General features: G+C 68.5%; 14 protein-coding genes and 1 tRNA gene. 7 read left to right on the top strand and 8 right to left on the bottom strand.

Annotated features, from left to right (window positions below):
* Positions 1 to 152 precede the first annotated feature (152 nt).
* The 5 genes from V5F53_RS17025 to V5F53_RS17005 form a co-directional block, all read right to left on the bottom strand.
* Complete coding sequence (locus V5F53_RS17025; protein ID WP_393996204.1) at positions 153 to 1,088, bottom strand: hydroxymethylglutaryl-CoA lyase; 936 nt, start codon at positions 1,086 to 1,088, stop codon at positions 153 to 155.
* A complete protein-coding gene (locus V5F53_RS17020) occupies positions 1,088 to 3,094 on the bottom strand; it encodes an acetyl/propionyl/methylcrotonyl-CoA carboxylase subunit alpha (RefSeq protein ID WP_393996205.1) in 2,007 nt (668 codons plus the stop codon). Before V5F53_RS17020 ends, V5F53_RS17025 begins: the two co-directional genes overlap by 1 nt.
* Complete coding sequence (locus tag V5F53_RS17015) at positions 3,091 to 3,891, bottom strand: enoyl-CoA hydratase-related protein (RefSeq protein WP_393996206.1); 801 nt, start codon at positions 3,889 to 3,891, stop codon at positions 3,091 to 3,093. The genes V5F53_RS17020 and V5F53_RS17015 overlap by 4 nt, the downstream gene beginning before the upstream one ends.
* A 28-nt stretch (positions 3,892 to 3,919) precedes the next feature.
* The gene (locus V5F53_RS17010; RefSeq protein WP_393996207.1) at positions 3,920 to 5,527 is read right to left on the bottom strand and encodes a carboxyl transferase domain-containing protein; all 1,608 of its coding nucleotides are present in this window, start codon (positions 5,525 to 5,527) and stop codon (positions 3,920 to 3,922) included.
* Positions 5,528 to 5,763: 236 nt separating this feature from the next.
* On the bottom strand, positions 5,764 to 6,639 hold the full coding sequence (locus V5F53_RS17005) for a TetR-type transcription factor C-terminal domain-containing protein (protein WP_509212509.1): 876 nt from the start codon (positions 6,637 to 6,639) through the stop codon (positions 5,764 to 5,766).
* A 249-nt stretch (positions 6,640 to 6,888) separates the two neighbouring features.
* On the opposite strand from V5F53_RS17005, the gene V5F53_RS17000 reads away from it, so the two are divergent.
* From V5F53_RS17000 to V5F53_RS16970, 7 genes are all read left to right on the top strand, one after another.
* On the top strand, positions 6,889 to 7,740 hold the full coding sequence (locus V5F53_RS17000) for an ABC transporter ATP-binding protein (protein WP_393996209.1): 852 nt from the start codon (positions 6,889 to 6,891) through the stop codon (positions 7,738 to 7,740).
* A gap of 8 nt (positions 7,741 to 7,748) precedes the next feature.
* On the top strand, positions 7,749 to 9,707 hold the full coding sequence (locus V5F53_RS16995; RefSeq protein ID WP_393996210.1) for a long-chain fatty acid--CoA ligase: 1,959 nt from the start codon (positions 7,749 to 7,751) through the stop codon (positions 9,705 to 9,707).
* 160 nt (positions 9,708 to 9,867) lie between these two features.
* Entirely contained in the window at positions 9,868 to 10,761 is an 894-nt protein-coding gene (locus tag V5F53_RS16990) for a branched-chain amino acid ABC transporter permease (protein ID WP_393996211.1), read from the top strand.
* A 4-nt stretch (positions 10,762 to 10,765) separates the two neighbouring features.
* The gene (locus tag V5F53_RS16985) at positions 10,766 to 11,836 is read left to right on the top strand and encodes a branched-chain amino acid ABC transporter permease (protein ID WP_393996212.1); all 1,071 of its coding nucleotides are present in this window, start codon (positions 10,766 to 10,768) and stop codon (positions 11,834 to 11,836) included.
* A gap of 56 nt (positions 11,837 to 11,892) precedes the next feature.
* A complete protein-coding gene (locus V5F53_RS16980; RefSeq protein WP_393996213.1) occupies positions 11,893 to 13,182 on the top strand; it encodes an ABC transporter substrate-binding protein in 1,290 nt (429 codons plus the stop codon).
* Between the two features lie 96 nt (positions 13,183 to 13,278).
* Positions 13,279 to 14,118 (top strand): ABC transporter ATP-binding protein, encoded by an 840-nt coding sequence (locus tag V5F53_RS16975; protein WP_393996214.1) that lies wholly within the window; start codon positions 13,279 to 13,281, stop codon positions 14,116 to 14,118.
* 337 nt (positions 14,119 to 14,455) lie between these two features.
* Complete coding sequence (locus tag V5F53_RS16970; RefSeq protein ID WP_393996215.1) at positions 14,456 to 15,700, top strand: phenylacetate--CoA ligase family protein; 1,245 nt, start codon at positions 14,456 to 14,458, stop codon at positions 15,698 to 15,700.
* A gap of 176 nt (positions 15,701 to 15,876) precedes the next feature.
* On the opposite strand, the gene hemH is transcribed toward V5F53_RS16970, so the two are convergent.
* The 3 genes from hemH to V5F53_RS16955 form a co-directional block, all read right to left on the bottom strand.
* Complete coding sequence (gene hemH, locus V5F53_RS16965; RefSeq protein ID WP_393996216.1) at positions 15,877 to 16,965, bottom strand: ferrochelatase; 1,089 nt, start codon at positions 16,963 to 16,965, stop codon at positions 15,877 to 15,879.
* Positions 16,966 to 17,115: 150 nt separating this feature from the next.
* A tRNA-Val gene (locus V5F53_RS16960) sits at positions 17,116 to 17,190 on the bottom strand.
* Positions 17,191 to 17,366: 176 nt separating this feature from the next.
* A complete protein-coding gene (locus V5F53_RS16955) occupies positions 17,367 to 17,693 on the bottom strand; it encodes a response regulator (protein ID WP_509213014.1) in 327 nt (108 codons plus the stop codon).
* Between the last annotated feature and the right edge of the window lie 23 nt (positions 17,694 to 17,716).

The raw sequence follows: 17,716 nt of genomic DNA, 5'->3' as shown, positions 1-17,716 counted from the left end.
GCCGTGGCGGGGGGCTTCGGTCCGGCGCGCGCCTTTACCGTGGCGTCCGCCGCCGGCGCGCGCCGGCCGGGTGGGCAGAGCCGCGCGGGCGCTTCGGGGCGGGCCTTTGAGGCGCGGGCTCATGGGAGGGCCCGGCGGCGTGGGGAGCGGGCTCAGCCCGCCGTGGCGGCGGCGGCTTCGGCCGCGGGCACCTTCGCCGCCAGCGCCTGTGCCACGCGGGAGGTGGGCGCGCGGCCGAGGGCGGCGGTGATGGCACGTCCGGCGCGGGCGAGCCGGTCGAGATCCACGCCGGTGGCGATGCCGAGGCCGTCGAGCATGTACACCAGGTCCTCGGTGGCCAGGTTGCCGGAGGCGCCCTTGGCATAAGGGCAGCCGCCGAGGCCGGCCACCGAGGCATCGACAGTGGCGATGCCCAGCTCGAGGCAGGCGAGCACATTGGCGAGCGCCTGGCCGTAGGTGTCGTGGAAATGCACCGCCGTGCGGGCGATGCCGATGTGCCCGGCCACCGCCCGCGCCATGGCCTTCGCCTTGTCCGGGGTGCCCACGCCGATGGTGTCGCCGAGCGAGACCTCGTAGCAGCCCATGGCGACCAGCGCCTGGGCCACCTCCACCACCTTGGCCACCGGCACCTCGCCCTGGTAGGGGCAGCCGAGCACGCAGCTGACATAGCCGCGCACGGCAATGCCGTTGGCCCGCGCCAGGTCCAGCACCGGCGCGAAGCGCGCCAGGCTCTCTGCGATACTGCAGTTGATGTTCTTTTGGCTGAACGCCTCGGAGGCGGCGGCAAACACCGCCACCTCCTCCACCCCGGCGGCGATGGCCAGCTCCAGCCCCTTCAGGTTGGGCGCGAGCACCGGATAGCGCACCCCCGCGCGCCGCTGGATGGCGGCCAGAACGGCGGCGGTGTCGGCCATCTGCGGCACCCATCGGGGCGACACGAAGGAGCCGCTCTCGATGGCGGGAAGGCCGGCCTCGGTCAGGGCGTCGATGAGCGCCACCTTGGCGGCGAGCGGCACCAGGCCCGGCTCGTTCTGCAGCCCGTCGCGCGGGCCCACCTCGACGATGCGCACGGAAGCGGGGCGGGTCATCAGGCGTCCTCCAGAACCAGCAGCTCGGCGCCCTCGTCCACCAGGTCGCCCACGGCGAAGTTGAGGGTCTTGACGCGCCCGTCTCGGGGGGCGGCGACGGTGTGTTCCATCTTCATGGCCTCCACCACCACCAGTGGCGCGCCCTTGGCCACCGTCTGGCCGGCCTCCACGGCGATGCGGATGATGGTGCCCGGCATGGGCGCCACCAGCCGCCCCGCGGTGCCGGTGGCGGCGAGCGAGGCGAGGCGGGGGTCGATGAACTCCAACTGGTACTCGCCGCCGCGCACGAACACCGTGAGCAGGTTGCCGGCGCGGATGACGCGGGCGGAGAGCTTGACCCCGTCGAGCCGGGCCGAGAGGCCGCCGGCATCGTCACCCTCGCCCTCCACCGTCATCAGGCCGCCGGGCAGGTCCAGCACGAAGCCGCTGGCCTTGAAGTGGGCCCGCACCACGGTGCGGCCGTCCACATGGGGGTCTTGGAAGGTGAGGTCCACATGGGCGTCGCGGTTGAGCCGCCAGCCGGGGGCCCGGCCCCAGGGGGAGAACGGGTCCGCCGGGTCCACCGCCTCGGCCGACTGGCGCGCCTCCTCCTTCAGCAAGGCGAGGGCGGCCAGCGCCAGCACCGGGTCGCCCGCCGGACGCGGCGCCGGCAACAGGTCGTCCTGGTGGCGGGCGATGAAATTGGTGTCGAGCTCGGCCGCGGCGAAGGCCGGGTGGCCGGCGATGGCCTTCAGGAACACCCGGTTGGTGGCAAGGCCCACCACCTCGGTGGCCGCCAGTGCCGCCTGGAGCCGCCCCACCGCCTCCGAGCGATCGGCGCCGGCGACGATGATCTTGGCGATCATGGGGTCGTAGTGGATGGACACCGTGTCCCCCGCCCGCACCCCGGTATCGACACGGGTGCCCGGCACATGGGCGGGCAGCACCAGATGGTCGAGGGTGCCGACCTGCGGCAGGAAGTCCCGCGCCGGGTCCTCGGCGTAGAGCCGCACCTCGATGGCGTGGCCGGCGAGGGGAATGTCGTGTTGCGCCAGCGGCAGGGGCGCGCCCTCGGCGACGCGCAGCTGCCATTCCACCAGGTCCTGGCCGGTGATGGCCTCGGTCACCGGGTGCTCCACCTGCAGGCGGGTGTTCATCTCCATGAAATAGAAGGCGTCGCCCTCGGCGATGAACTCCACCGTGCCGGCGCCCACGTAGCCCACCGCCTTGGCGGCATCCACGGCGGCCTTGCCCATGGCGGCGCGGCGCTCCGGCGTCATGCCGGGGGCGGGGGCTTCCTCCACCACCTTCTGGTGGCGGCGCTGGATGGAGCAGTCGCGCTCGTGCAGGTAGACGGCGTTGCCGTGGCTGTCGGCGAACACCTGCACCTCGATATGGCGCGGCGTGGTGAGGTATTTTTCCACCAGAACCCGGTCGTCGCCAAAGGCGCTCCTGGCCTCGCGCTGGGCGGAGGCGAGGGCGTCGGGAAACTCGGCGGCGCTCCGCACCACCTTCATGCCCTTGCCGCCGCCGCCGGCGGAGGCCTTGATGAGCACCGGAAAGCCAATGCGCTCCGCCTCGCGGGCGAGCAGGGCAGGGTCCTGGTCCGCGCCGTGATAGCCCGGCACCAGCGGCACGCCGGCCGTCTCCATCAGCGCCTTGGCCGCGCTCTTGGAGCCCATGGCGCGGATCGCCGCGGCCGGCGGGCCGACGAAAACGATGCCGGCTTCCGCGCAGGCCTCGGCGAAGGCAGCATTCTCCGACAGGAAGCCATAGCCGGGGTGGATGGCGTCCGCCCCGGCCTTGCGCGCCGCATCGAGGATGGCGTCGATCCGAAGATAGCTCTCGCGGGCCGGCGCCGGGCCGATGGGATAGGCCTCGTCGGCCGCCGCCACGTGCAGGGCGTCGGCGTCGGCCTGGGAATAGACGGCGATGGTGGTGAGGCCCAGCGCCTTGGCGGTGCGCATGACGCGGACCGCGATCTCGCCCCGGTTGGCGACGAGCAGGGTGCGGATCGCACGGCTCATGTGGGTTCCCCGTTCCTGGCGTTTGTTGTGCCCCATTGGGCTTTTCGTTTTTCGAGGAAGGCGCTCACCCCTTCCTTGCCGTCGGCGCTGGCGCGGACGTCGGCGATGCGGCGAGCGGTGTCGGCGATCACCTGGGCGTCCAGCGGCCGGTCGACGGCGCGGACGAGGTCCTTGGTGGCGGCCAGCGCGGCCGGGCTCGCCGCCCGCAGCGCCTTGAGGTGCCGGGCGATGGCGGCGTCGAGGGCCTCCGCCGGCACCACCTCGTGCACCAGGCCGAGGGCGAGGGCGGTGGCCGCCGGGAAGCGCTCGGCGGTGAGGAAATAGCGCCGCGCCTGCCGCGCGCCCATGGCCCGCACCAGATAGGGGCTGATGACCGCGGGGATGAGGCCGATGCGCACTTCCGTCACCGCGAACTCGGCCTCCGGCACCGTCACCGCGATGTCGCTGGCGGCGATCAGCCCGGTTGCGCCGGCGAAGGCCGAGGCATGCACCCGCGCCAGGGTTGGCTTGGGGCTGAGGTCGATGGTGCGCATGAGGGCGGCGAGCTTCTCGGCGTCCTCCAGATTCTCGGCGTGGGAATAGGAGGCCATGCGGCGCATCCAGTTCAGGTCGCCGCCGGCGCAGAAGCTCTTGCCTTCGGCCCGCAGCAGGATGGCCCACACCGACGGGTCGGCGATGGCCGCGGCATAGGCTGCCGTGAGGGCGGCGATGAGGGCATCGTCGAAGGCGTTGTGCACCTCCGGCCGGTTGAGGGTGAGGACGCGCACGCCGTCCTCGGTGGTGGCGACGAGGCTCATGGTGTCCTCCGCGCGGCGTTCGGCATCATCACATGCGGAACACGCCGAAGCGTGTCTCCTGCTCGGGGGCGTTGAGGGCGGCGGACAGGGCCAGCGCCAGCACCATGCGGGTGTCGGCGGGGTCGATCACGCCGTCGTCCCACAGCCGGGCCGAGGAGTAATAGGGGTGTCCCTGGCGCTCGTACTGGGCGCGGATGGGTGCCTTGAATGCCTCCTCCTCGGCGCTGGACCACTGGCCGCCGCGCGCTTCCAGCCCGTCGCGCTTCACCTGGGCCAGCACCCCGGCCGCCTGCTCGCCGCCCATCACGGAGATGCGGGCATTCGGCCACATCCACAGGAAGCGCGGGTCGAAGGCTCGCCCGCACATGCCGTAATTGCCGGCGCCGAAGGAATTGCCGATCACCACGGTGAACTTGGGCACGCTGGCGCAGGACACGGCAGTGACGAACTTGGCGCCGTCCTTGGCGATGCCGCCGCTTTCATACTTCCGGCCCACCATGAAGCCGGTGATGTTCTGCAGGAACACCAGGGGAATGTTGCGCTGGGCGCACAGCTCCACGAAGTGCGCCCCCTTGAGCGCGCTTTCCGAGAACAGGATGCCGTTGTTGGCGACGATGCCGACCGGGTAGCCGAAGATGCGGGCAAAGCCCGTCACCAGGGTCGGCCCGTAGAGCGGCTTGAACTCGTCGAACTCCGACCCGTCGACGATGCGGGCGATGATCTGGCGCACATCGAACGGCTGCTTGGGATCGGCCGAGACGATGCCGTAGATCTCCCGCGGGTCGTGCAGCGGCGCGCGCGGCTCGCGGATGTCCAGGCTGTGCGCCTTGGTGCGGTTGAGGTCGGCCACGATGGACCGGGCGATGCCGAGCGCGTGGGCGTCGTTCTCGGCCATGTGGTCGGCGACACCGGAGGTGCGGGTGTGCACGTCGGCGCCGCCCAGCTCCTCGGCGGTGACCACCTCGCCGGTGGCGGCCTTCACCAGAGGCGGGCCGCCGAGAAAGATGGTGGCCTGGTTCTTCACCATGATGGACTGGTCGGCCATGGCCGGCACATAGGCTCCGCCGGCGGTGCACGAGCCCATCACCACCGCGATCTGGGGAATGCCTTCGGCCGACATGTTGGCCTGGTTGAAGAAGATGCGGCCGAAATGCTCGCGGTCGGGAAACACCTCGTCCTGGTTGGGCAGGTTGGCGCCGCCGGAATCCACCAGGTAGATGCAGGGCAGGTGGTTTTCCCGGGCGATGGTCTGCGCCCTCAGGTGCTTTTTCACCGTCACCGGATAATAGGTGCCGCCCTTCACCGTGGCGTCATTGGCGACGATGACGCATTCGCGGCCCGAGACCCGGCCGATGCCGGTGATGATGCCGGCCGCCGGAACCTCGTCGTCATACATGCCGTAGGCGGCGAGCTGGGAGAGCTCCAGGAACGGCGAGCCGGTGTCCAGCAGGGTGCGGATGCGGTCGCGCGGCAGCAGCTTGCCGCGCTTGAGGTGGCGCTCGCGGGCGACCTCGCCGCCGCCTTCGGAAATCTGCTCCACCTTCGCGCGCAGGTCGGCGACGGCGTGTTCCAGCGCCTGGGTGTTGCGGCGGAATGCGTCGGAGCGGCGGTCCACCGCATCCTCGATGATCGCCATGAGCGGCCTCGTCCTCTGGGCGCCTGGGCCCGTCCGTGTGGGGAAGGACGCGCGCGGCCGGCCCCGTCCGGGCGGGCGGGGACCCGCGGGCGCGGGGCCTGCGGGGCATGGCGGTCGGGCGTGTCCTCCTGCCGATCAGTGTCGGCTTGGAAACGATCGTACGTTTTTTTCCGAGGGGCGCAAGAGGTTTCGATCGGCCTCGTCGGGCCGCGTGTGCCGGGCCGGCCGCGGGAGGGCTAGCGGCCCCGTGCGCGGGCCGGGGCGGGCTTTGGCGCCGCCGCCGCCGTCGCCGTCGCCGCCGCCTTGGCGGGCGCGGGTGGGGCCGCCTTTGCCCGCGGCTTGCGCGCGGCGCGCGGCGCATCGGCGTCGCGGACGGCTTCGGTCACGGTGATCTCTGCCAGCGGTGGCCGCGCCGGCAGGGGCAGCGAAGGGGCCAGCGGGGTGCCGGTTGCGTGCGCGGCATCGGCCCCGGTCACGCCACCCACCACCAGGCCGCTGTAGATGGCGATGAGATCGTCCTGGCTCAGCCGCCCCTCGGGCCGGTACCACATGCAGATGCCGGTCAACATGGAGATGATGGCATAGGTCGCCACCTTGGGCTCGCGCACCTGGAACACGCCGGCCTCGGCGCCCTGGCGCAGGATGCCTTCCAGCAGGCCTTCGTAGCGGTGGCGCTGGGCGATGATGACGGCGCGGTGCTCGTCTTCCAGGGAGCGGATCTCCATGTTGGCGATGAAGACATGGGCCATGCGCGTCATGTGGTAGCGCAGGTGGAATGCGGTGAAGGTCTTCAGCCGGGTGAGCGGATCGGTGATGCCGGCGAGGTCCGCTTCCGCCTTCGAGGTCAGGTCCTCCATGTGCTCGCGGACGATGTCGAACAGGAGATTCTGCTTGTTCTCGAAGTATTTGTAGAGCGAGCCGGATTGTAGCCCGACCTCGGAAGCGAGCTGGCGCAGGCTCATGGCCTCATAGCCATGCTTGTAGATGAGCTTCACCCCCGCCTGGCGGATCGCCTCGGCGGTGCGGGTGCCGTTGGAACCGATGGTGCGCGCCATGGCCTTCAAGACGTTGAAGGGCACGGGAAGCCCGTGCCGGAAAACCGAATCACGCAAGATCGCGTGAGCCCTGTCGATGCGGCGGCCAGACTGGGCAAGCCGCCGGAGCGATGCAAGTTCATCCTGCGACATGAAATGCCGCTTGACCACAATAAAAAAGAACGCTTGATTGTTTCCACTAAAGCCTGACGCAACGATCGGGCACCTGCGCCAAGCCAGCCGCCGAGCCACAGCAAAGCGGGGCGCAGAAAAACGGGAGAAGGGGCCAGGGGCCCGATTCTCCCGTCACATAGGGAGGAACCGGGCTTGAGCACCACTTCCGTGGTTCCGCAGGCTGTTGCGGACGCGCGCGCGCTTCTTGGCGTCGAAAACATCTCCTTGCGCTTCGGCGGCCTGAAGGCCCTGTCGGACGTGAGCTTCCACGTGAACAAGGGAGAGCTGTTCTCCATCATCGGCCCCAACGGGGCCGGCAAGACTTCCATGCTGAACTGCATCTCGGGCCGCTATACCCCGAGCGAGGGTCGCGTGGTGTTCGACGGCGTCGATGTCACCAAGCTGAAGCCCAACCGGCGCGCGGCCATCGGCCTTGGTCGCACCTTCCAGAACCTGGCGCTGTTCAGCCATATGAGCGTGCTCGACAACATCATGGTGGGGCGCCACCATCTGTTGAAGAACAATCTCTTCACCGGCGCCCTCTACTGGATCGGCGGGGCGCAGAAAGAAGAGCTGGAGCATCGGCGCAAGGTGGAGGAGGTGATCGACTTCCTCGACATCCAGCACGTGCGCAAGGCCACCGCGGGCACCCTCTCCTATGGCCTGCGCAAGCGGGTGGAACTGGCCCGCGCCGTGGCGCTGGAACCCAAGCTCATCCTGCTCGACGAGCCCATGGCCGGCATGAACCTCGAGGAAAAGGAGGACATGGCCCGCTACATCGTCGACCTGAACGAGGAGTGGGGCATGACCATCATCATGATCGAGCACGACATGGGGGTGGTGATGGACATCTCTCACCGGGTGATGGTGCTCGACTTCGGCAAGAAGCTGGTGGAGGGCGAGCCCGCCGCGGTGCTGGCCGATCCGCACGTGCGCAAGGCCTATCTCGGCGAGGAAGACCCTCTGCTGGAAGACGAGTCCGCCCCAACCGCCCTGTCCGCCTGAGAGACGCCATGACGATCGCCGCCGTGACCCCCTCCGTCCACGACTGGGCGGACGTGACGCAGCACGACACCTTCCCGAAGCTGCTGGCGCGCAACGCCGCCCAGCACCCCAACGACGTCTGGCTGAGGGAAAAGGACCTCGGCATCTGGATTTCCTACACCTGGAAGGCGGTGGCCGACCGGGTGGAGGCCATCACGCTCGGCCTGGAGCACCTCGGCGTCCGGCGCGGCGACGTGGTCGCCCTGCTCGGCGACAACCGCCCCGAATGGCTGATGGGCGAGATCGCCACCCACGCCCTGGGCGGCCTGAGCCTCGGCGTCTACCGCGATGCGCTGGCGGACGAGGTGGCCTACCTCATCACCTATGCCGACGTGGCGGTGGTGTTCGCGGAGGACGAGGAGCAGGTGGACAAGCTCCTGTCACTGGACGACAAGATCCCCACCGTTCGCCACATCGTCTATTCGGACCCGCGCGGCATCCGTAAGTATGACGATCCGCGCCTCGTCTCCCTGAAAGCGCTGGAGGAGCGCGGGCGCGCGGTGGCGGGCAAGGACCCCAACCGCTACGCGCGCTTCGTCAGCGTCGGCACCGGCGCCGACGTCGCCATCTTGTGCACCACCTCCGGCACCACCTCCCATCCCAAGCTCGCCATGCTCACCGCCGGCGCGGTGCTGAAGCATTGCCGCGCCTATCTGGAGATGGACCCGCGCGGACCCGGCGACGAATACGTCAGCGTGCTGCAGATGCCGTGGATCATGGAGCAGATCTACGCCTTCGGTCAGGCGCTCATCTCCCGCATGAAGGTGAACTTCGTGGAGGAGCAGGAGACTTTGATGGCCGACATGCGCGAGATCGGCCCCTCGTTCGTGCTGTTCGCGCCGCGGGTGTGGGAGCAGATCGCCGCCGACGTGCGCTCGCGCATGATGGACTCCTCCCGCCTCAAGCGGGCCATGTTCGATCTCGGCATGAAGCTCGGCCTCAAGGCGCTGGACGACGGCCGGCGCTCGCCGCTGGCGGACTTCATCCTGTTCCGGGCTCTGCGTGACCGGCTCGGCTTCTCCCACCTCAAGTCGGCGGCCACCGGCGGGGCGGCGCTCGGGCCCGACACCTTCCGCTTCTTCCTGGCGCTCGGCGTGCCCATGCGCCAGCTCTACGGCCAGACCGAGCTGCTGGGTGCCTACACCCTGCACACCGCCGGCGACGTGGATTTCGACACCGTGGGCGTGCCGTTCCAGGGGGTGGAGATCCGCATCGACGATCCCGATCCCAATGGCCTCGGCGAGGTGGTGACGCGCCACGCCAACTGCTTCACCGGCTATTTCCGCAATGAAGCGGAAACCGTGAAGTCGTTCGCGGAAGAGGGCTGGATGCGCACCGGCGACGCCGGCTTCTTCAACGGCAAGGGCCATCTGGTGGTCATCGACCGCGTGCGCGACATGGCCAAGACCTCCCACGGCGACCGCTTCTCGCCGCAATACATCGAGAACAAGCTGAAGTTCTCGCCCTACGTGGCCGAGGCGGTGGTTCTGGGTGACGGCCGCGACAGCCTCGCGGCACTGCTGTGCATCCGCTTCTCCATCGTCTCCAAATGGGCGGAGAAGAACCGCATCGCCTTCACCACCTACACCGACCTGTCCTCCAAGCCGGAGGTGATCGCCCTGCTGCGCAAGGAGGTCGAGGAGGTCAACAAGACGCTGGCGGAGAAGCAGCGCATCGGCCGCTTCGTCCTGCTGTACAAGGAGCTGGACGCCGACGACGGCGAGCTCACCCGCACCCGCAAGGTGCGGCGCGGTGTCATCAACGAGCGCTACGGCACCATCATCGACGCCATGTACGCTGGCGACGCGGTGATCGACGTGGACACCACCATCACCTTCCAGGACGGCACCAAGCAGCGGGTGAAGACCAAGCTCGACGTGATCGACCTCGGCGCCCTCGTCCCCGGCGGATCGCGGAGGGCGGCATGATGACGGGCCGCTGCCGCATGCCTCCGGCCATGGGGCCTGGACTGCCGGGGAGGGGGCAGGCGCCCTCCCGTGACGTGACCATCGCCGGCGCCCGCCGCCGTCCCTTCCCCCTCCCAGCCCTGTCCGCCCTGCGGCGGCGGGCGATCGCGGGAGCGTTCTGATGCAATCCCAGCTTCTGCTTCAGCTCATCATCAACGGGCTCATCATCGGCACGCTCTATGGCGTGGTCGGCATGTGCTTCGTGCTCATCTACAAGGCATCCCAGGTGGTGAACTTCGCCCAGGGCGAATTCCTGCTCATCGGCGCCTGGACCTGCTGGTGGCTGCTCACCGCCTGGAACATCCCCTTCTTCTGGGGCTTCCTGATCGCCGTCTGCTTCATGATGGTGTTCGGCATGGCGGTGCAGATGATCGTCCTGCGGCCGCTGATCGGCGAGCCGATCATCTCGGTCATCATGGTCACCATCGGCATGTCCATCTTCTTCCAGGCGCTGATGAAGTGGATGTTCGGCACCTTCGCCCAGCCGTTCCCGCCCATCTTCCCGGTGGACAAGGTGAACGTGCTCGGGCTCCAGGTGCAGACCGCCTATCTGATGTCCACCGGGGTGAGCCTCGCCATCATGGCGGGATTTGCCTGGTTCTTCAAATATTCGAAGATGGGCCTCGCCATGCGGGCCACCGCCTTTTCGCAGCAGGTGGCGCAGTCGCTCGGCATCTCGGTGCGGCAGGTGTTCGCGCTGTCCTGGGGCATCTCGGCGGCGGTCTCGGCGGTTGCCGGCGTGGTGGTCGGCATCGTCAACGGCGTCAGTTCGGCGCTCTCCTACTTCGGCATCAAGGTGTTCCCGGCGGTCATCCTCGGCGGCCTCGACAGCATCTTCGGCGCGGTGGTGGGCGGCCTGATCGTCGGCCTCCTGGAAAACCTCGGCCAGTACGTGGACAGCCAGTATCTCAAGTGGGGCAATCTCTACGAGATCATCCCCTTCTACGCCCTCATCATCATCCTCATGATCAAGCCTTACGGCCTGTTCGGCACCCGCGACATCGAGAGGGTTTGATCCCATGGCCATCAACACCATGCGTCCGTGCGGCGACTACCGCACCAGCTACCAGGCCGACCAGACCATCTTCCAGACGCGGCTCACCATGCTCATCTGCGTGGCGGCGGTGGTGGCCCTGTGCTTCGCGCCCTTCTTCTTCTCGCGCTACGTGCTGAGCCTGTTCATCCAGATCGGCTATCTCGGCATCGCCGCCCTGGGGCTCAACATCCTGGTCGGCTTTTCCGGCCAGATCTCCATCGGCCACGCCGTGTTCTTCGGCTTCGGCGGCTTTGCCTCGGCCTATCTCGCCAATAAGGGCGTGCCGGTGCCGTTCGCCATTGTGCTGGCGGGGCTGTGGACCACGGTGGTGGGCCTCATCTTCGGCCTGCCGGCGGCGCGGGTGAAGGGGCTGTACCTTGCCATCGCCACCCTGGCCGCCCAGTTCATCCTGCAGGACTTCTTCGTGCGCGCCGAATGGTTCACCGGCGGCACCCACGGCGCCATGGCCGCGCCCTTCACCCTGTTCGGCTACGACCTCTCCAGCGACGACAAGTATTTCTACGTCGTGCTGTTCTTCGTGGTGGTGATGTATCTCGGCGCCACCAACCTCATGCGCTCCCGCGACGGGCGGGCGCTGATCGCGGTGCGCGACCATTATCTCTCCGCCGAGATGATGGGCGTGAACCTCGCCAAGTATCGCACCATGGCGTTCGGCATCTCGTCCTTCTATGCCGGCATCGGCGGCGCGCTCTATGCCCACTATGTGGGGTTCATGTCGGTGGAAGGGCTGGATATCCTGTTCTCCATCCAGTTCCTCGGCATGATCATCATCGGCGGCCTCGGCTCCATCATGGGCTCGCTCATGGGCACCATCTTCATGGTGCTGCTGCCGGAGGCCACCGGCTGGCTCGCCTCGGCCCTGTCGGGCAGCTTCATCGACCAGGCGCTGCACCTGAAGGACGGCATCACCTACATGCGCGAGATGCTGATCGGCGCCGCCATCATCCTGTTCCTGATCTTCGAGCCAGATGGACTTGCCCACCGCTGGCGCCAGATCAAGGCCTATTGGAAGCTCTACCCCTTCTCGTTCTGATCTTTCCGAAAACAGACGGCACAAGCCGCGATACAGGAAACGCCAAGGAGACGACAATGAACAAGACCAAAGCTGCCGCCCTCACCCTGGTCTCGACTCTGGCGCTGGCCGGGGCCGCGCCGGCGCTCGCCCAGTCCATCAACATCGGCCATCTCGCCGATTATTCCGGCGGCACCTCCGACGTTGGCCAGCCCTACGGCCAGGCGATCCAGGACACCATCGCCTGGATCAACGCCAATGGCGGGGTGAACGGCAAGAAGATCAATTCCGACTTCAACGAATACGGCTACCAGGTGCCGCGCGCGCTGGCCGCCTTCAAGAAGTGGGTGGGCTCCGACAAGGTGGTGGCCATCCAGGGCTGGGGCACCGCCGACACCGAGGCCCTGGTGGCCATGGTGACCAAGGAGCAGATCCCCTACTTCTCCGGCTCCTACTCCGCCTCCCTCACCGATCCGGTGGGCAAGGTGAACGAGAAGAGCGAGCGCGCCGCCCCGTTCAACTTCTTCTACGGCCCGTCGTACTCCGATTCCGCCCGGGCCATGGTGAAGTGGGCGGCCGACGACTGGAAGGCCAAGGGCAAGCCCGGCAAGCCCAAGTGGGTGCACATGGGCGCCAACCACCCCTATCCCAATTCGCCCAAGGCGGCGGCGGAAGCCTATGCCAAGGAACTCGGCTTCGAGGTGCTGGACCCCATCACCTTCGCCCTCACCCCCGGCGACTACACGCCCCAGTGCCTGACGCTGAAGCAGTCCGGCGCCAATTACGCCTATCTCGGCAACACCGCCGGCTCCAACATCTCGGTGCTGAAGGCCTGCAAGACCGCCGGGGTGGACGTGCAGTTCCTCGGCAATGTGTGGGGCATGGACGAGAATGCCATGAAGGCGGCGGGGGAGGCCGCCAACGGCGTGGTGTTCCCGGTGCGCACCGCCACCACCTGGGCTGGCGACGCGCCGGGCCTTGCCACCGCGAAGGCCATTTCCAAGATTTCCGACCCGTCGGGCAACACCTATCGCCCGGTGCACTACCTGACCGCCATCTGCACCGCCCTCTACATGAAGGAGGCCATGGAGTGGGCCGACAAGAGCGGCGGCATCACCGGCGTGAAGATCCGCGACGGCATGTACCAGAAGAAGGACTGGGTGCCGGTGGGCATGGAGGGCGTGTGCGTGCCGTCCACCTGGACCCCCACCGATCACCGCCCCACCACCACCGTCGACCTCTACCGCGCGGTGGTGACCGGACCCACCGACGCCTCGGTGACCGAGCTCATCAAGAACGGCACCATCAAGCTCGAGAAGGTCACCACGGTGGACCTGCCGCGCAAGACCGAGCTGCAGGGCTGGTGAGCCGGCCCTGACATCGCGTCCCGCAAGGGACGGGCGGAACGCGCGCCCCCTCTCCCGCCTCCGGGGGAGGGGGTGGCCCCGAAATCGGAGACCTCCATGGCCCAAGCCGCATTGAAGCTCGAACCGGTCGCGGACGCCGGCGCCGCGCCGCTCCTGTCCGTGGACAACATCGAGGTGGTCTATAACGACGTCATCCTGGTGCTGCGCGGCCTGTCCCTGAAGGTGCCCAAGGGGCAGATCGTGGCGCTGCTGGGCTCCAACGGAGCCGGCAAGTCCACCACGCTCAAGGCCATCTCCGGCCTGCTCAAGACCGAGGACGGCGAGATCACCCGGGGCGAGGTGAACTTCCTGGGCGAGAAGATCAACGGCATCGAGCCGGACAAGATCGTTCGCCGCGGCATCTTTCAGGTGATGGAGGGACGCCGCATCATCTCGGACATGACGGTGCTGGAGAACCTGAAGCTGGGCGCCTTCACCCGCCGCGACAACGAGGTGAAGAGCGACATCGAGCGCGTCTACGATTTCTTCCCGCGCCTGCGCGAGCGTACCGGCCTTGCCGGCTACCTTTCCGGCGGCGAGCAGCAGATGCTGGCCATCGGCCGGGCAATGATGGCCCGCCCCAAGCTCATCCTCATGGACGAGCCCTCCATGGGCCTGTCGCCGCTGATGGTGAAGGAGGTGTTCGCCATCATCAAGAAGCTCAACCAGGACCTGGGCGTCACCATCCTGCTGGTGGAGCAGAACGCGCGGGTGGCGCTCTCGGTGGCCGATTACGGCTACATCATGGAACAGGGCAAGATCGTGCTCGATGGCTCGGCCGAAATGCTGCAGACCAATGAGGACGTCAAGGAGTTCTACCTGGGCCAGGGCGGCGGCGAGGAGCGCAAGTCGTTCAAGAACCTCAAGAGCTTCAAGCGCCGCAAGCGCTGGCTGTGAGACCATCGGCCCCGGTCTGCGGCCGGTGCCACGTGGGTCCGCTCAAGCGCCGCGCGGGCTTGAACAAAGCCCCATGAGTCATGCCCACGGGCCTTTGGTATGAGCGTCGCGGCCGCCGGCCCGGCACCGGTGGCGTGGCACGCGGCCTGTTCGGCTTTCTCCCGCCGCCTTCCAACCCTCCCCCGCGCGCGGGGGAGGGCTTTTTGCCGCCTGGACCGCCCGGCGTCGCGGCCGGGCCATGACGACCCTGGCGCGCCCTCTTCCCCCGCCGCCATGTGGCCGGGGGCGGGCCGGGCGCCCGAGACTGGCCTCAACCCGTGCAGATGTGGGCTCCAAGATGACCGATCCGAACCGCCATTACGATGCGAGCGAGACCCGCGATCCGCAAGCGCGCGAGCAGGCGTTGCTGGCGGGCCTTGCCGCCCAGGTCGCCCACGCGAAGGCGAAATCGGCCTATTTCGCGGACCTGTTCAAGGATGTGGACCCGGCCGCGGTCACCAGCCGCGCGGCGCTCGCCCGCCTGCCGGTCACCCGCAAGTCGGACCTCCTGGAGATCCAGCCCCGGAGCTTGCCCTTCGGCGGGCTGAATGCGGTGGCGCCGGGCAAGCTGGCGCGCATCTTCATGTCGCCGGGGCCGATCTATGACCCGGAAGGCCACGGCCCGGACTTCTGGCGCTTCGCCCGTGGCCTTTACGCGGCCGGCTTCCGGGCCGGCGAGATCGTGCACAATTCCTTCTCCTATCACCTGACCCCGGCCGGCTCGATGATCGAGAGCGGCGCCCACGCGCTGGGTTGCGCGGTGGTGCCGGCCGGCGTCGGCCAGACCGACCTGCAATTGCGCGCCATCGCCGACCTTCGCCCCGACGGCTACGGCGGCACCCCGTCCTTCCTCAAGATCCTGGTGGACAAGGCGCGCGAGACCGGCACCGACATTTCCTCCCTCAGGAAGGCGCTGGTGACGGGGGAAGCCTTCCTGCCGCCGCACCGGGCGGAGCTGAAGGCCGCCGGCATCATCGCCCGCCAGTGCTACGGCACCGCCGACCTCGGCCTCGTCGCCTATGAGAGCGAGGCGGAGGAGGGGATGATCGTGGACGAGGGCTGCCTGGTGGAGATCCTGCGCCCGGGTACCGGCGATCCGGTGGAGGCCGTCGGCGAGGTGGGCGAGGTGGTGGTGACGCTGTTCGATGCCGACTATCCGCTGGTGCGGTTCGCCACCGGCGACCTGTCGGCGGTGCTGCCGGGCCTCAGCCCCTGCGGGCGCACCAATGTGCGGCTGCGGGGCTGGCTCGGCCGGGCCGATCAGGTGACCAAGATCCGCGGCATGTTCGTGCATCCGGTGCAGGTGAGCGCGGCGGTGAGGAAGCATCCGGCGGTGGCCCGGGCGCGGCTCGTGGTGGACCGTGTGGGCGATGCCGACGACATGCTGCTGGAAGTGGAGGTGGCCGATTCCGCCGCCCTGTCGCAGGAGGCGTTGCTGGAGGACCTGCGTGCCGCCACCAAGCTGCGTGGCCGCCTCGCGCTTCTTGCCCCCGGCACCCTGCCGGCGGACGCCAAGACCATCGAGGATCGCCGCCCGGTGTGAGGGGTCGCGCTTGCGGTGCCGCGCCACCCGTCGGCGCGGCCGCTGCCGGCGGCGACGCGGCGCCCCGCTGCGGCAAAGCCCCCAGGTTGCCAAGGCCCCAGGCGGCCAGGCGCTCGGCGGGACGATGCCCGGGCGCGGGTTCGCGCGGCTCCCGGGCCCGCCTGGGCGCCGGGCGCTCAGGCCGCGATCCAGCCGGACAATTCGCGGCGCACCACCGCCTCCAGCACGCGCATGCCGGCCGGACTGTCGTTGAGGCAGGGGATGGCGGCGAATTTCTCGCCGCCATGGGCCAGGAAGATCTCGCGATTTTCCACGCCGATCTCCTCCAGCGTCTCCAGGCAGTCGGCGACGAAGCCGGGATTGACCACGGCGAGGCGCTTCACGCCGCTCTCGGCCAGCGCCTTCACCGTCACGTCGGTGTAAGGCTGGAGCCATTCCTCGCGGCCGAATCGCGACTGGAAGGTGAGGCGCAGCCGGTCTTCCCCCATCCCCAGCCGCGCCCGCAGCAGGCGCGCCGTCTTGGCGCACTGGCAGGCATAGGGGTCGCCCTTCAGGTGGTAGGATTTGGGGATGCCGTGGAAGGAGGCGAGAATCACCTCGGGCTCGAAATCGAGCGCAGCCAGATGGCGTTCCAGGTCCTCAGCCACCGCATCGATATAGACGGGATCGTCGTGCCAGGGCGCGGCGATGCGCGCCGCCGGCTGCCAGCGCAGGGCCTTGAGCGCGTCGAAGGCGGCGTCGGCGACGGTGGCGGTGGTGGCGGCAGCATATTGAGGATAGAGCGGGGCGATCAGGATTCGCTCGCAGCCCGCCGCCTGCAGCGCGTTGATTCGCTCGGCGATCGCCGGCGCCCCGTAGCGCATGGCGAAATCGACGATGATGCGCGGGTCGCGCGCCGCCAGTGTCGCTGCCAGCTTCTCCGCCTGGGCGCGGGTGAGGGTGAGCAGCGGGCCCTCGTCGCGCGCGGTATTCCAGATGTTGCGGTAGTCGCGGCCCTTGGGGCCGGGCCGCCTGGTGAGGATGATGGCGTTGAGCACGAACCACCACACCGCGCGGTTGACTTCGATCACCCGCCGGTCGGACAGGAACTCCTTCAGATAGCGCCGCATGGACCAGTAGTCAGTGCCGGCCGGCGTGCCGAGATTGACGATGAGCACGCCGATGCGCCCATGGGCCACTGGGGGATGGGCCACTGGGGGATGGGCGACCGGGGGATGATCGGGCGCAAGCGCGGCGGTTGGGGAAATCGCGGTCGACGGGGTCATGGGGCACCTCTCGCGCGCTGATGCCGATGTGTCGCGGCCACGTCAATCGGGCTTGTGCGCTCACGCCGTGCGTGAAGCGCGGCGGGGCTGCGAATCCACTACGGCCACGGCGTTCCGTGGAGCTGGATTTTCAAAACATCGGGAAAGGAATGGTGGGCGCGACAGGGATCGAACCTGTGACCCCTACGATGTCAACGTAGTGCTCTCCCGCTGAGCTACGCGCCCCACCTGCAGGAAGCGCCTCTATATCGGCTCCGAAGATCGGAGGCAAGGCGCTGTCGCGGGTTTTCAAGCGAAACCGTGTCCGTCCGCGTGAAAAAGGCGCCTAAGCGCCGGACGCCGCAGGGTTTTCAGCGCCTGTGCAAAGCGCGGGACACCGGCGCGGCGTGGGGTCGCCGCGTTCAGGCGGCGTCCAGCATCTTCCCGACCTCGGCGACGAGATCGCGCAGGTGGAAGGGCTTGGAGAGAACCTTCGCCTCGGAGGGCGTTTCGCCGTCGGCGTTCAGCGCCACGGCGGCGAAGCCGGTGATGAACATCACCTTGAGGTCGGGGTCGAGCTCGGTGGCGCGGCGCGCCAGCTCGATTCCGTCCATCTCCGGCATGACGATGTCAGTGAGCAGGAGCTCGAACGGCTCCTCCCGCATCCGCTCGTAGGCCGATTTGCCATTGTCGTAGGAAGCCACCGAATAGCCGGCATTCTGCAGCGCCTTCACGAGGAAGCGCCGCATGTCGTTGTCGTCCTCGGCGAGCA

It is taken from the genome of Xanthobacter cornucopiae (genome assembly GCF_043195065.2).
In the GTDB taxonomy this organism is placed as follows: domain Bacteria; phylum Pseudomonadota; class Alphaproteobacteria; order Rhizobiales; family Xanthobacteraceae; genus Xanthobacter.
Note: the sequence above shows the minus strand (reverse complement) of the source record. Positions and strands in the feature narration are given on the sequence as shown.